At 72.0% G+C, this 13,591-nt stretch carries 10 protein-coding genes and 1 pseudogene; 6 read left to right on the forward strand and 5 right to left on the reverse strand.

From position 1 onward, the window contains the following. Both KUM38_RS18290 and KUM38_RS18295 read right to left on the reverse strand, forming a co-directional pair. A pseudogene (locus KUM38_RS18290) lies at positions 1-305 on the reverse strand (M23 family peptidase); the annotation flags it as partial. Positions 306-657: 352 nt separating this feature from the next. Further along, the gene (locus KUM38_RS18295) at positions 658-1,920 is read right to left on the reverse strand and encodes an SLC13 family permease (RefSeq protein ID WP_217130466.1); all 1,263 of its coding nucleotides are present in this window, start codon (positions 1,918-1,920) and stop codon (positions 658-660) included. Positions 1,921-2,017: 97 nt separating this feature from the next. Between KUM38_RS18295 and KUM38_RS18300 the strand changes: the two genes are divergently transcribed. After that, positions 2,018-5,149 (forward strand): sacsin N-terminal ATP-binding-like domain-containing protein, encoded by a 3,132-nt coding sequence (locus tag KUM38_RS18300; protein WP_217130467.1) that lies wholly within the window; start codon positions 2,018-2,020, stop codon positions 5,147-5,149. A 166-nt stretch (positions 5,150-5,315) separates the two neighbouring features. Continuing rightward, positions 5,316-6,095 carry a DUF5707 domain-containing protein gene (locus KUM38_RS18305; protein ID WP_217130468.1) on the forward strand — a complete coding sequence of 260 codons (780 nt, stop codon included), beginning with the start codon at positions 5,316-5,318 and terminating at the stop codon, positions 6,093-6,095. 11 nt (positions 6,096-6,106) lie between these two features. Here KUM38_RS18305 and KUM38_RS18310 read toward each other — a convergent pair whose 3' ends face one another. Together KUM38_RS18310 and KUM38_RS18315 are read right to left on the reverse strand one after the other, a co-directional pair. Next, positions 6,107-8,506 carry a cation-translocating P-type ATPase gene (locus tag KUM38_RS18310; protein WP_217130469.1) on the reverse strand — a complete coding sequence of 800 codons (2,400 nt, stop codon included), beginning with the start codon at positions 8,504-8,506 and terminating at the stop codon, positions 6,107-6,109. 189 nt (positions 8,507-8,695) lie between these two features. Next, positions 8,696-8,986: a DUF2530 domain-containing protein gene (locus tag KUM38_RS18315; RefSeq protein WP_217130470.1), complete on the reverse strand. Its 291-nt coding sequence runs from the start codon at positions 8,984-8,986 to the stop codon at positions 8,696-8,698. A 181-nt stretch (positions 8,987-9,167) separates the two neighbouring features. Between KUM38_RS18315 and KUM38_RS18320 the strand changes: the two genes are divergently transcribed. After that, positions 9,168-10,619: an NCS2 family permease gene (locus KUM38_RS18320; RefSeq protein WP_217130471.1), complete on the forward strand. Its 1,452-nt coding sequence runs from the start codon at positions 9,168-9,170 to the stop codon at positions 10,617-10,619. Between the two features lie 86 nt (positions 10,620-10,705). Here KUM38_RS18320 and KUM38_RS18325 read toward each other — a convergent pair whose 3' ends face one another. Then, entirely contained in the window at positions 10,706-10,888 is a 183-nt protein-coding gene (locus KUM38_RS18325; RefSeq protein ID WP_217130472.1) for a ribbon-helix-helix protein, CopG family, read from the reverse strand. 155 nt (positions 10,889-11,043) lie between these two features. Here KUM38_RS18325 and KUM38_RS18330 point away from each other — a divergent pair, with 155 nt between their 5' ends. From KUM38_RS18330 to thpR, 3 genes are read left to right on the forward strand one after another with little or no spacing between them, the layout of a single operon-like run. Then, positions 11,044-11,481: a MarR family winged helix-turn-helix transcriptional regulator gene (locus KUM38_RS18330; RefSeq protein ID WP_217130473.1), complete on the forward strand. Its 438-nt coding sequence runs from the start codon at positions 11,044-11,046 to the stop codon at positions 11,479-11,481. 36 nt (positions 11,482-11,517) lie between these two features. Continuing rightward, on the forward strand, positions 11,518-12,882 hold the full coding sequence (locus KUM38_RS18335) for an MFS transporter (RefSeq protein ID WP_217130474.1): 1,365 nt from the start codon (positions 11,518-11,520) through the stop codon (positions 12,880-12,882). Positions 12,883-12,897: 15 nt separating this feature from the next. Then, positions 12,898-13,470: an RNA 2',3'-cyclic phosphodiesterase gene (thpR, locus tag KUM38_RS18340; protein WP_217130475.1), complete on the forward strand. Its 573-nt coding sequence runs from the start codon at positions 12,898-12,900 to the stop codon at positions 13,468-13,470. The last annotated feature ends 121 nt before the right edge of the window (positions 13,471-13,591 follow it).

Below are 13,591 nucleotides of genomic sequence, written 5' to 3' on the forward strand. Positions count from 1 at the left end.
ACCGGGGTGCCGGTGGGGACGGCGTAGTCCTGACCGCTGTGCTTGGACGCCCACATGCCGCCGTTCTGGGCGAAGCTCGCGGACAGCTTGTAGCTCTTGACCGGGGAGACCCAGGAGGCCGTGGCCTTCTTGGCGACGGCCTGCGCCTGGGCGGTGGTGGCGGCGCCGGGCGCGGCCGTGTTCTCGGCGGCGACCGCGGCCCCGACTCCCAGGACGACCGTGGCGCCCATGCCGGCGGCCAGGACGGCCGCGCGGGTCTGGGTCAGGGACGTACGGGGGAGACGGGACGTGACGCGCTGGAGCATGGAGACCTCATGGGTGAGGGGACGGGGGAGGCCATCGGTGGAACGGGGTCCGTGCCGTGATGGCTGTTCCTTGGTAACCGGATCCGGTCAAAAGCCGCAAAGGTGTGACCTACGACGAAAGGTCGTACTCCGGGCGTGAGACGCACGTCTCTTGACGGTCGGCCCCGGACGGGGCGAAACCCCCCATTTCAAGCTGATCGGTCAGCTCTGTGCACCAAATGTCCCTTTTGGATTCAACCACTTCTCCACTATTCCGGTTAGTACCGGATGTTTCCCCTGTGCCGCTTGTCACCGGGAGCCCGGTCCGGATGCCCGGTGAATGTGGCGTGCGTCTCCGGTTCTGCCGCCCCGGTCAGCCGCCCAGCACCTCCAGCGACACCCACAGCGCCACCGTCGACGCCACCAACGCCGCCGGAACGGTGGCCAGGCCCAGCAGGGTGAAGCGCCTGAGGCTGACCTCGTGGGCGTGGTGGTGGGCGATGCGGCGCCACAGGAGGGTGGCCAGGGAACCCGCGTAGGTGAGGTTCGGGCCGATGTTGACGCCCAGCAGGACCGCGAGGACCGCGCCGGGGCCGGACGGTGCGGCCAGGGGGACGAGGGCGAGGACCGCGGGCAGGTTGTTGATCAGGTTGGCGAGCAGCGCCGCCAGGCCCGCGACGGCCAGCAGGGCCGGCAGTGACGTGCCGTCGGGGAGGACGACGCCGAGCGCCTCGCCCAGGCCGTGGTCCAGGACCGCCCGTACGACCACGCCGAGCGCCAGGACGAACGCGAGGAACGGCAGGTCGGCGGAGCGGAGGACCGCGGCCGGGGTGGTGCGGCGGCGCGCCAGGGCGCGTACGGCCAGCACGGTCGCGCCGGCCGCCGCCGCCCACGCCGGGTCGATGCCGAGCGCGGACGCCACGGCGAACCCGGCCAGCGTGGCGGCCACGGTCACCAGGGCGAACAGGGGCGGTCCCGCCGGCTTCTCCGGCACCTCCGGTGCGGTGGGCGCCGCGTCCAGGTCGGCGGCGAAGAAGCGGCGGAAGACGGCGTACTCCACGGCGATCGCCGCCAGCCACGGCAGGGTCATCAGCAACGCGAAGCGGGTGAAGCTCAGCCCCGTGGCGGTGAACGCGAGCAGGTTCGTCAGGTTCGACACCGGCAGCAGCAGGGACGCCGTGTTCGACAGGTGCGCGCCGGCGTAGACGTGGGGGGCGGGCCGGGCGCCCATGCGGGTGGCGGTGGCGAACACCACCGGCGTCAGCAGGACCACGGTGGCGTCCAGGCTGAGCGCGGCGGTGATCAGCGAGGCGAGGGCGAAGACCGCGCCCAGCAGCCTGCGCGGCCGGTGACGGGACCAGTGGGCCATCCAGGTCCCGCAGGCGTGGAAGAGACCCTCGTCGGCGCAGAGCCTGGCGAGCACCAGCACGGCGGCGAGGAAGCCGATCACCGGCCCGAGCCGGACGGCCTCCTCGCGCACCGCCGTCAGGGGGATCGCACCGGTCGCGATCACGACGCCGGCCGCGGGCACCGCGAACGCCGCCTCCGGCCAGCGGAAGGGACGGACGACGGCACACACCAGCACCACGGCCAGCGCGGCGACGGACAACGATTCGAGCAGCACAGCCCCGATCATCCCCAGGGGGCGGCGGGACGCGGACACCGCGTCCCCGGGATGTCGCGGGACGGTACCTTCGACCTCACGCCGATCCGGGCCGATGAGGAGAGTCAACGTGAGCAAGTTCGTGCGGCCCGCCGCCGAGGGCGCCGACCCGTTCGGTACGGCGCGTCTGCGGCGCGGGGTCCTGGACGCCTGGGTCACCAGCCCCGCCCGCTTCCGTGAGGACGCCAACGCCGAGGAGGACCTCGTCCTCGGCGGCTACCGGGACCGCCTCGTCGTCGAACTCGCCCAGAACGCCGCCGACGCCGCCGCCCGGGCCGGCGTGCCGGGACGGCTGCGGCTCACCCTGCGCGACGGGGTCCTCGTCGCCGCCAACACCGGGGCCCCGCTGGACGCGGCCGGTGTCGAGTCGCTGTCCACGCTGCGGGCCTCCGCCAAGCGGGACGCCCCGGACCGGTCCGTGGGCCGGTTCGGCGTCGGCTTCGCCGCCGTCCTCGCCGTCACCGACGAGCCCGCTGTCGTCGGGCGGCACGGCGGGGTCCGCTGGTCGCTGGCCGAGGCGCGGGAGCTCGCGGGGGACACCGCCCGGCACAGCCCCGGCCTGGGGGACGAGATCCGGCGGCGTGACGGGCACGTGCCCCTGCTCCGGCTTCCGTTCGCCGCCGAGGGCACCGCGCCCGGCCCGTACGACACGGCCGTCATCCTCCCGCTGCGCGACGCCGCCGCCACCGACCTCGCCGAGCGGCTGCTGCACGCCGTCGACGATGCTCTGCTGCTCGCCCTGCCCGGGCTGGAGGAGGTCGTCGTCGAGATCGGGGACGCGGAGCCCCGTACCGTCAGCCGCCGCGGCGAGGACGGACTCGTCGTCGTCGAGGACTCCCGGGAAGGCGTCACCCGCTGGCGCACCGCCCTCGCGCACGGCCCGCTCACCCCCGATCTGCTCGCCGACCGGCCGGTCGAGGAGCGGCTGCGCCCCCACTGGTCGGTCACCTGGGCCGTTCCCGTGGACTCCGACGGGGGCCCCGCCCGGCCCCGCACCAGCGCCGTCGTGCACGCGCCCACCCCCAGCGACGAGCCGCTCGGCGTGCCCGCGCTGCTCATCGCCTCCTTCCCGCTGGACTCCACCCGCCGGCACGCCGCCCCCGGCCCGCTCACCGACTTCCTCGTGCAGCGCGCCGCCGACGCCTACGCCGGGCTCCTCGCCGACTGGCGCCCGGTGGCCGCCGGGATCATCGACCTGGTGCCGGGCCCGCTCGGCAAGGGCGAACTGGACGGCGCCCTGCGCCGGGCGATCCTCGAACGGCTGCCCCGTACGTCCTTCCTCCCGCCGGCCGCCGGGCCGCGCGGGCAGGACGACGACTCCGAACTGCCGGAGTCGCTGCGGCCCCGGGACGCCGAGGTCGTCGAAGGCGCGGGGGCCGACACCGTACGGGTGCTGGCCGAAGTCCTCCCCACCCTCCTGCCCGCCGGTCTCGAACGCCGCGTCGAGCTGCGCACCCTGGGCGTGGCACGCGTCCCGCTCACCGACGCGATCGACCGGCTGGCCGGTCTGGAGAAGTCCCCCGACTGGTGGCGGCGGCTGTACGACAGCCTCGCCGGGGTCGACCCGGACCGGCTCTCCGGGCTGCCCGTGCCGCTGGCCGACGGGCGGACGACGATCGGGCCCCGGCAGGTGCTGCTGCCCACCCCCGACTCGGCCTCCCTCGACGCGGAACTCCTCGCCCGGCTCGGGCTCAAGGTCGCCCACCCGGACGCCGCCCACCCCCTCCTGGAGAAGCTCGGCGCGCTCCCCGCCACCCCGCGCGCCGTCCTCACCACCCCGCAGGTGCGGGCCGCCGTCGCCGCCTCGCTCGACGACGAGGGCGGGGTGAACTGGGAGGAGGACGCCCCGGACGCCGAGGAACTCGCCGACACCGTGCTCGGCCTGGTGCGCGACGCCGGGCTCGAACCCGGCGACGAGCCCTGGCTGGGCGCCCTCGCCCTGCCCGACGAGGACGGCGAACTCTCCCCGGCCTGCGAGCTGGTCTTCCCCGGCGGCCCGTTCGCCCAGGTCATGCGCGAGGGCGAACTCGCCGCCGTGGACGGCGAACTGGCCGAGCGGTGGGGTGAACAGCCGCTGGCCGCCTGCGGTGTGCTGGTGGACTTCGCGCTGATCCGCGCCACCGACGTCGTCCTCGACCCCGACGAACTGGAGCCCCGCGAAGGGGACTTCGCCGAACCCGACGACGCCGGTCTGCTGGACGCCGTGGACGTGTGGAGCGAGGACGTCCTCGACCGCTTCCCGGACAGCCCCGTCCCGCCCGTCGCCACCGAGATCGTCGCCGTGCGCGACCTCGACCTCGTCGACGACGACCAGTGGCCCCGCGCCCTCGCCCTCCTCGCCCGCCCGCCGCTGCGCGACGCGCTCACCCAGCCCGTGCGGATCCTGCTGCACGACGGCACCCACGAAATCGTCCGGCCGTACACCGCCTGGTGGCTGCGCGGGCACCCGGTGATCGGCGGTCGCCGCCCCGCCGGCCTGCGCGCGGCCGGCGGCGACCCGCTGCTGCGGGGTCTGTACGACGAGGCCGACGCGACCGGGTTCGAGGACGAGCAGGTGTTGCGGGCGCTGGGCGTACGGACCTCGGTGGCCGCCCTCCTCGACGAGCCCGGCGGCGCGGCGGAGCTGCTGGACCGCCTCGCCGACCCCGACCGCCCCGTCACGGCCGCCCAACTGCACGCCCTGTACGGCGCGCTGGCCGAACTGGATCCCGAACAGGTGACCCTGCCGGACGATCTGCGGGCCGTGGTCGACGGCCGGGTCGAGGTGGTGGACGCCGCCGACGCGGTGGTCGTCGACTCGCCCGACCTGCTGCCGTTCACGTCCGGTGTGCCGCTGCTGCCGGTGCGGCCGGCGCGGGCCGCCGAGCTGGCCGAGCTGTTCCAGGTGCGGCGGCTGAGCGAGTCCGTCACCGGCGAGGTGGACTCCGAGGGCACGGAGCACGACGTACCGGACGCGGTGCGGGTGCTGCTGGGGCCGCGTACCCCGGCGTCGTACGTCGAGCACGAGGAACTCGTCGTCGACGGCGTGGAGATCGACTGGCGCCTGACGGCCGACGGTGTGCTGCACGCGGCGACGCTGGAGGGCGTGGCCGCGGGCCTCGCCTGGGCGGCGGGCCAGTGGCCCCGGCGCTTCGAGGTGGCGGCACTGCTGGAAGACCCGTCCCGCACGGAGGAGTTGGCGCGGGACCGCTGGTTCGACTGAACCCGACGACGCCCGCACATTTGTTTCACTTCTCGTACAACCATATGGGCGAGTGGTGTATCTGATCATGCGAGTCAACAGACTCCACGATCATTCGGGCCCCGGCCGACGACGAGCCGTACGAAACGACCAGAGCCGGGGCCCCCTTCTCCAACGTGGGGAACACATGCGCATTCGTGCCACCGTGGCCGCCCTCTCCGGCGCCCTGGCCCTGTCCGCCCTCGCCGTCCCGGCCGCTCACGCCGACGACTCCGAGGGAGACACCAAGATCTCCAACGTGGTGGTCAACGGCGGCAAGTCCGTCGTCGTCGGCCCCACCGCTGCCAAGAAGGTCACCGTGACCTTCACCGTCACCGACAACTCCGGCGTCGACTGGGCGCAGGCCATCCTGTACCACGGCTCGAGCATCGAGAAGGCCGACAGCGGGGCCGTCGCCGACAGCAGCGACGGTGAGGCCAAGTGCACCAAGGTCAACGCCACGAAGTCGACCTGCACGTCCAGCTTCACCCTGGACCCGGGCTACAACCTGATCAACTCGGTCGCCGGCACCTGGAAGGTGTGGGCCGTCGCCGAGGCCAAGGACGACAACTTCGCGCAGAAGGACAACGCCAAGAGCTTCAAGGTCCAGCGGGCCTCCAAGCTCACCGTCAACGCCTCCCCCGAGCCGGTGAAGAAGGGCAAGACCATCACCGTCACGGGCAAGCTGTCCCGGGCCAACTGGGAGACCGGCACGTACGCCGGTTACACCGGCCAGTCGGTGAAGCTGCAGTTCCGCAAGAAGAGCTCCAGCACCTACAGCACGGTCAAGACCATCAAGACCAACTCCAAGGGCGAGCTGAAGACCACCGTCAAGGCCTCCGCCGACGGCTACTACCGCTACTCCTTCGCGGGCACCACGACCACCCCGGCGGTCAACGCGACGGGTGACTTCGTCGACGTGAAGTAAGCACCTCCGCGCTAAGCGGGAACGCGGCGGTCCACCCACCTCCACAGGAGCTCCAGGGTGGCCGCCGCCACCACCGCGATGCCGGTCGCGGCCCATGGCATGGTCATGTCGACCAGCCTCAGCGCGAAGAACTCCTGCAACCACGGCACCACCAGCACCAGCAGGAACCCGGCCCCCATCGCCGCGACCAGGCCGACCCGCCACCAGGTGTACGGCCGGGCGATGATCGCCAGCACCCAGATCGAGATCAGGAACAGCGTCAGCGTCGCCGCGCTCGTCTCCGCCTCCAGCGCGCCCGCACCGGTGTAGTGCTCCCGTGCGACCAGGTACGACGCGAACGTCGCCAGCGCGGCCAGCACCCCGCCCGGGATCGCGTACCGCATGACCCGCCGCACGAAGTTCGGCCGGGCGCGTTCCCTGTTGGGGGCGAGGGCGAGGAAGAACGCCGGGACGCCGATGGTGAGCGTGGACAGCAGCGTCAGATGGCGCGGCAGGAACGGGTACTCCACCTGCGAGACCACCACCAGCACCGCCAGCAGCACCGAGTACACCGTCTTCACCAGGAACAGCGTCGCGACCCGGGTGATGTTGCCGATCACCCGTCGCCCCTCCGCCACCACCGACGGCAGCGTGGCGAAGCTGTTGTTCAGCAGCACGATCTGGGCGACCGCCCGCGTGGCCTCCGAACCGGAGCCCATCGCCACGCCGATGTCGGCGTCCTTCAGCGCGAGCACGTCGTTCACGCCGTCCCCGGTCATCGCGACCGTGTGGCCCTTCGACTGGAGCGCGCCCACCATGTTCCGCTTCTGCTGCGGGGTGACCCGCCCGAACACCGTGCCCCGGTCCAGCGCCTCCGCCATCCCGTCCCGGTCGGCGGGCAGCCGGCGCGCGTCCACCGTCGTACCGGACAGCCCCAGCTTGGACGCGACCGCTCCGACCGACACCGCGTTGTCCCCGGAGATGACCTTGGCGCGGACGTTCTGCTCGGCGAAGTAGCGCAGGGTGTCGGCCGCGTCGGGGCGCAGCCGCTGCTCCAGGACCACCAGCGCGGCCGGCCGTACGCCCTCGGCGGCCCCGGGGTCGTCGACGTCCACGCCGTCGCGGGCGCGGGCGAGCAGCAGCACGCGCAGTCCCTGCTCGTTCATCCGCTCGGTCTCGGCCAGCGCCGGGTCGCCGGGGTCCAGCAGCACGTCGGGCGCCCCCAGCAGCCAGGTGACGGACGTGCCGGGGCCCTCGTCGAACGTCGCGCCGCTGTACTTGCGGGTGGAGGAGAAGGGCAGGGTGTCGGTGAGGCGCCACTCCCGCGTATGCGGATACGCGTCGATGACCGCCTGCAGGGAGGCGTTCGGGCGGGGGTCCGCCGCACCCAGCGCGCCCAGCACCTCGCGCACGTACGTCCCGTCGCCGTCGCCGAGCACCCGCAGCTCGGTGACGTCCATGCCGCCCTCGGTGAGCGTGCCCGTCTTGTCCAGGCAGACCGTGTCGACGCGGGCCAGCCCTTCGATCGCGGGCAGCTCCTGCACCAGGCACTGCTTGCGCCCCAGCCGGATCACCCCGATCGCGAAGGCGACGGAGGTGAGCAGCACCAGCCCCTCGGGGACCATCGGCACGATCCCGCCGACCGTGCGGGCGACCGAGTCCTTCAGCTCGTTGTCCTTGACCACCAGCTGGCTGATGATCAGGCCGATCGCGGTCGGGACCATCATCCACGTCACGTACTTGAGGATCGTGGAGATGCCCGAGCGCAGCTCGGAGTGGACCAGCGTGAACCGGGACGCCTCCTCGGCGAGCTGCGCCGCGTACGCCTCGCGCCCCACCCGGGTCGCCTGGAAGGAGCCGCCGCCCGCGACGACGAAGCTGCCGGACATGACCTGGTCCCCGGGCTGCTTCACCACGGGGTCGGCCTCGCCGGTGAGCAGCGACTCGTCGATCTCCAGGCCGTCCGCCTCGACGCACACCCCGTCGACGACGACCTTGTCCCCCGGCCCGACCTCGATCAGGTCGTCCAGCACGATCTCGGAGGTGCCGACCTCCGCGGCCGTCCCGTCCCGGCGCACCGTGGGCCGTACCTCGCCGATCACCGCGAGGGAGTCGAGGGTCTTCTTCGCCCGCCACTCCTGGACGATGCCGATGCCGGTGTTGGCGAGGATCACGAAGCCGAACAGGCTGTCCTGGATGGGCGCGACGATCAGCATGATCACCCAGAGCACGCCGATGATCGCGTTGAACCGGGTGAAGACGTTCGCGCGGACGATCTCGGCCAGGGACCGGCTGCTGCGCACCGGTACGTCGTTGACCTGCCCGCGCGCCACTCGTTCGGCCACTTCCGCGGCCGTCAGACCGGTCACCGGTGAGGTGACCCTGGCGGGTCGCACGCCGTCGACCCGGTCGTCCGCCTCGAGATGCGTCATGCATTCGACGGTACGGGCGGATTCGGGGGCCCACCCACCCGAACGGCGGAAGATCCGACCTGGGGAGGACGGCCGTAGTGCCGTGGTCGTACGGCGGTGGCGTGGAAGCCGGCAGGGCTCAGTCGTACGGCGGTGGCGCGGAGGCCGGTCGGGCCGAGTCGGCCGGCGGGGAGCGGAGGCCGGCCGGGCTCAGTCGGCCGACGGGGCGGGGGAGCGGTCCGGCTCCGTCGCCTCGGCCGTCCGCGCCCGCTGGATCGCGGCGTCGCGCCTGCGGACGTACCAGATGCCGATGAAGCCGAGCCCGCCGCCGGCCAGGCAGGTCCACAGCCACCAGGTGTGGCCGTGGTCGTCGAACCAGCCGTAGAACGGCAGCTGGACCAGGAACAGGGCGAACCAGACGATCGTGCCGCCGATGATGGTGGCGACCACGGGGCCCTCCAGGGGCTCCGGCGCCTCGTGCTTGGGGGTCCACTTCGCCATGCGGACAAGCTTACGAGGCCCGGCACGTGACGGGGACCGCACGGGGCCACACGGTTCTACGCGCGGAGATAGCGTGGACGACGTTATATGTTCATACTGAATCCGTTTGTCTCTGACCGCTTTTATTCGTAGAAAACACCAAAGGGCTTCGGGGGACGCCCACCGGTGATGAGGTCCTTGCATGTCCACGTCGGCCACCACCAAGGCCCCCACCCCCGAGCAGCCGGGGTCAGGTGCCGCGTCCGGCGCCCTCGACCGCTACTTCCGGATCTCCGAGCGCGGCAGCACCCTGTCCCGTGAGGTCCGCGGCGGTTTCGCCACCTTCTTCGCCATGGCGTACATCATCGTGCTGAACCCGATCATCCTGGGCAGCGCGAAGGACATGTACGGCAACCAGCTCGACAACGGCCAGCTGGTCACCGCGACCGCCCTGACCGCGGCGTTCACCACGCTGCTCATGGGCGTCATCGGCAACGTCCCGATCGCGCTGGCCGCCGGTCTCGGTGTGAACTCGGTCGTCGCGCTCCAGCTCGCGCCGCGCATGTCGTGGCCGGACGCCATGGGCATGGTGGTGCTGGCCGGCTTCGTCGTGATGCTGCTGGTCGCCACCGGTCTGCGCGAGCGCGTGATGAACGCCGTCCCGCACGGTCTGCGCAAGGCCATCGCCATCGGCATCGGCCTGTTCATCATGCTGATCGGTCTGGTCGACTCCGGTTTCGTCACCCGTATGCCGGACGCCGCCCAGACCACCGTCCCGCTCCAGCTCGGCACCGGCGGTCACCTCACCGGCTGGCCGGTGCTCGTCTTCATCCTCGGCGCGCTGCTGACGCTGGCGCTGATCGTGCGCCGGGTGCCGGGCGCGATCCTCATCTCGATCGTCGCGATGACGGTCGTCGCGGTGGTCATCAACGCCGTCGCCGACATCCCGTCCTGGGGCCTGACGACGCCGACCTGGCCCGGCAACCCGGTCGCCACCCCCGACTTCGGTCTGATCGGCGAGGTCAGCCTGTTCGGCGGCTTCGGCAAGGTCGGCGTGCTGACCGGCGTCCTGTTCGTCTTCACCGTGCTGCTGTCGTGCTTCTTCGACGCGATGGGCACGATCATGGGCGTCTCGGACGAGGCCAAGCTGACCGACGCGCAGGGCCAGATGCCCGGCATCAACAAGGTCCTGTTCATCGACGGTGTCGCGGTCGCCGCCGGCGGTGCCAGCTCCTCCTCGGCCACCACCGCGTTCGTGGAGTCCACGGCCGGTGTCGGCGAGGGGGCGAGGACCGGCTTCGCCAACGTCGTCACCGGCGGACTGTTCGCGGTGGCGCTGTTCCTCACGCCCGTCGCCACGATGGTCCCGTCCCAGGCGGCCACCCCGGCGCTGCTCGCGGTGGGCTTCCTGATCCTGGCCGGTTCGGTCAAGGAGATCGACTGGGCGGACCACACGATCGCCGTCCCGGCCTTCGTGACGATGGTGATGATGCCGTTCACCTACTCGATCACCAACGGCATCGGCATGGGCTTCATCACCTTCGCGGTTCTGCGGCTGGCGGCCGGCCGCGGCCGGGAGGTCCCGTCGGCGATGTACGTGGTGGCGGCGGTGTTCGCCTTCTACTACCTGATGCCGGCGCTGGGCCTGACCTGATCCCACGCCACGGGGATCATGTGATCCCACGCCACGGAGCTCACGTGACCCCGCACCACGGGGTCACCTGACCCCGCACCACGGGCTCACGTGACCCCGTAGAACTTCTCCGTCTCCTCGACGGCGGTCTGGAACCGCTGGTCGAAGTCATCGCGCATGAGCGTCCGGACGACATAGTCCTGGACGCTCATGCCGCGTTTGGCGGCATGCTCACGGAGTCGTTCGAGCAGGTCGTGGTCGATGCGCAGGCTGAACACGTCGGTCCCCATGCGCATGAGGGTTGCTGCACACCACGGTGCGGCGCGCCACGATTCGCGGATGGATCACTCATATGGGTGATCCGGTGTGACAGTGGCGGGGGTCACGGACACGTACGCGCCTTCCGAGTGGTCCTTAGCGAGAGTAATGAGTTACGCTAAAGAACATGCCGGACTTCAGCCATGGCGACGACGCAGCCGCCGTGAACGCCCTCCGATCCGCCGTGATGCGGCTGTCCCGTCGGCTCAAGCACCAGCGCGTCGACGAGTCCCTCAGCCCCACCGAGATGTCGGTGCTGGGCACCCTGGCCCGCTGCGGCCGGGCCACCCCGGGCGAGCTCGCCCGCAAGGAGCACGTCCAGCCGCCGTCGATGACCCGCATCGTGGCCCTGCTGGAGGCCAAGGGACTGGTCCGCCTCGAGCCGCACCCCGACGACCGGCGCCAGAAGGTCGTCACGCAGACCGAGCAGGCCGAGGCGATGCTCGAGGAGAGCCGCCGCAAGCGGAACGCGTTCCTGGCCTCGCTGGTCGAGGAACTCGACGACGACGAGTGGGCGAAACTGCGCGCCGCCGCCCCCGTGCTGGAGAAACTGGCGCACGTCTGAGCACACGGCACAGCAGCAGCTAGGAGGCGAACCCTTTTGAGTACGGGATCCGGAGCAGCTTCCGCCCCCGCACCTGACCCCCACGACACCCTGCCCGCCCCCGAGACTCCCGCCCGCAAGGCCTCGATGTTCGCCTCGCTGCGGGTCAGGAACTACCGCCTGTTCTTCGTCGGCCAGGTCGTCTCCAACATCGGCACCTGGATGCAGCGCATCGCCCAGGACTGGCTGGTGCTCAGCCTCACCGGCTCCTCGGCCGCCGTCGGCATCACCACGGCCCTGCAGTTCCTGCCGATGCTGCTGTTCGGCCTGTACGGCGGTGTCCTCGTCGACCGCCTGCGCAAGCGCCCCACGCTGCTCGTCACGCAGATCGCGATGGCCCTCACCTCCCTCGCCCTCGCCGCCCTCACCCTGACGGGACGGGTCGAGGTCTGGCACATCTACGTCGCCGCCTTCGCCCTCGGTCTCGCGACCGTCGTCGACAATCCGGCCCGCCAGTCCTTCGTCTCCGAACTCGTCGGCCCCGGCCAGCTGCAGAACGCGGTCAGCCTGAACTCCGCGAACTTCCAGTCCGCCCGCCTGGTCGGCCCCGCCGTCGCGGGCCTGCTGATCACCGGCGTCGGCACCGGCTGGGCGTTCCTCCTCAACGGCCTGTCCTTCGTCGCGCCGCTGGCCGGCCTGATGCTGATGCGCGCCCGCGAGCTGCACGCCGTAGAGCGGGCCCCGCGCGGCAAGGGACAGCTGCGGGAGGGCCTGCGCTACGTCACCGGGCGGCCCGAGCTGATCTGGCCGATCGTCCTGGTCGGCTTCATCGGCACCTTCGCCTTCAACTTCCCCGTCTACCTCTCGGCCTTCGCCGACGACGTCTTCCACGGGGGCGCGGGCGTCTACAGCATGTTCAACACGCTGATGGCGGTCGGCTCGGTCGCCGGCGCCCTGCTCGCCGCCCGGCGCGGCACGGCCCGGCTGCGGCTGCTGATCCTGGCCGCGCTGGCCTTCGGCGCACTGGAGATCCTCGCCGCCGCGTCGCCGGAGCTGTGGATGTTCGCCCTGATCATGGTCCCGCTGGGCCTGTTCTCGATGACGGTCAACGTCACCACCAACACCAGCCTCCAGATGGCCACCGACCCGGCGATGCGCGGCCGCGTCATGGCCCTCTACATGATGGTCTTCCTCGGCGGCTCCCCGGTCGGCGCCCCGATCGTCGGCTGGGTCACCGACACCTACGGCGCCCGCGTCGGCTTCGCGGCCGGCGGTGCGGTCGCGGTCGCCGCGGCGGCCGTCATCGGCCTGATCCTGGCCAGGGTCGGCGGACTGCGCCTGTCGGTGGGCTGGCACCGGGGCCACCCCAGCGTCCGCTTCGTACCACGGGAGCGTCAGGAGGCACTGGCGCCGGTGGCCTGACGGCAGACTGGCTCCATGAGACTCTTCGCCGCCGTACTGCCCCCCGAGGACGTGGTCCGTGAGCTCGCCGCCGAGGTGGCGGAGTTGCGGAGGCTGCCCGGGGCGGACGGGATGCGGTGGACCGAGCGGGCCGGATGGCACTTCACGCTCGCCTTCTACGGCGAGGTCGACGACGAGCTCGTACCCGAGCTGACGGTGCGGCTGGGGCGGGCCGCGTCCCGGACCGAACCGTTCCGGCTGGCTCTCTCCGGCGGCGGCCAGTTCGGGCACGGCCGGGCGCTGTGGACCGGTGCGGAAGGGGACCTGCGCACCATGCGGCTGCTGGCCGAGCGGGCCGAGGCGGCGGCGCGGAAGGCCGGGGTGCCGATGGAGGACCACCGCCGCTACAAGGCCCACCTGACCGTGGCCCGCAGCCGGGACGCCGTCGACACACGACCGTACATGGCGGCCCTGCACGCCTTCCACAGCCGTACCTGGACCGTGGACGAGCTGGTGCTGGTGCGCAGCAACCTGCCGACGTCGGGGGTGCCGGGCGAGCAGCCCCGTTACGAGGCGGTCGCCCGACGGGCACTGGGCGCGGCCGGTTAGGCTCGACGGCGTGGACCCGAAGACCCGTAACCGGATCATGGCCGGCGCGCTCGTGCTGATGTTCGTCGTGGTGGCGCTGACGGCGGCGCTGGGCAAGTAGCGCCGCCGCCGTACGCGTACG

It is taken from the genome of Streptomyces sp. AC558_RSS880 (assembly GCF_019049255.1).
Classification (GTDB): domain Bacteria; phylum Actinomycetota; class Actinomycetes; order Streptomycetales; family Streptomycetaceae; genus Streptomyces.

Bases quoted from the DNA above. Each gene is read 5' to 3' on its own strand.
- KUM38_RS18295 (WP_217130466.1), bottom strand. From the start codon at position 1,920: ATGATCGGGGCTGTGCTGCTCGAATCGTTGTCCGTCGCCGCGCTGGCC.
- KUM38_RS18305 (WP_217130468.1), top strand. From the start codon at position 5,316: ATGCGCATTCGTGCCACCGTGGCCGCCCTCTCCGGCGCCCTGGCCCTG.
- KUM38_RS18310 (WP_217130469.1), bottom strand. From the start codon at position 8,506: ATGACGCATCTCGAGGCGGACGACCGGGTCGACGGCGTGCGACCCGCC.
- KUM38_RS18315 (WP_217130470.1), bottom strand. From the start codon at position 8,986: ATGGCGAAGTGGACCCCCAAGCACGAGGCGCCGGAGCCCCTGGAGGGC.
- KUM38_RS18320 (WP_217130471.1), top strand. From the start codon at position 9,168: ATGTCCACGTCGGCCACCACCAAGGCCCCCACCCCCGAGCAGCCGGGG.
- KUM38_RS18325 (WP_217130472.1), bottom strand. From the start codon at position 10,888: ATGGGGACCGACGTGTTCAGCCTGCGCATCGACCACGACCTGCTCGAA.
- KUM38_RS18330 (WP_217130473.1), top strand. From the start codon at position 11,044: ATGCCGGACTTCAGCCATGGCGACGACGCAGCCGCCGTGAACGCCCTC.
- thpR (WP_217130475.1), top strand. From the start codon at position 12,898: ATGAGACTCTTCGCCGCCGTACTGCCCCCCGAGGACGTGGTCCGTGAG.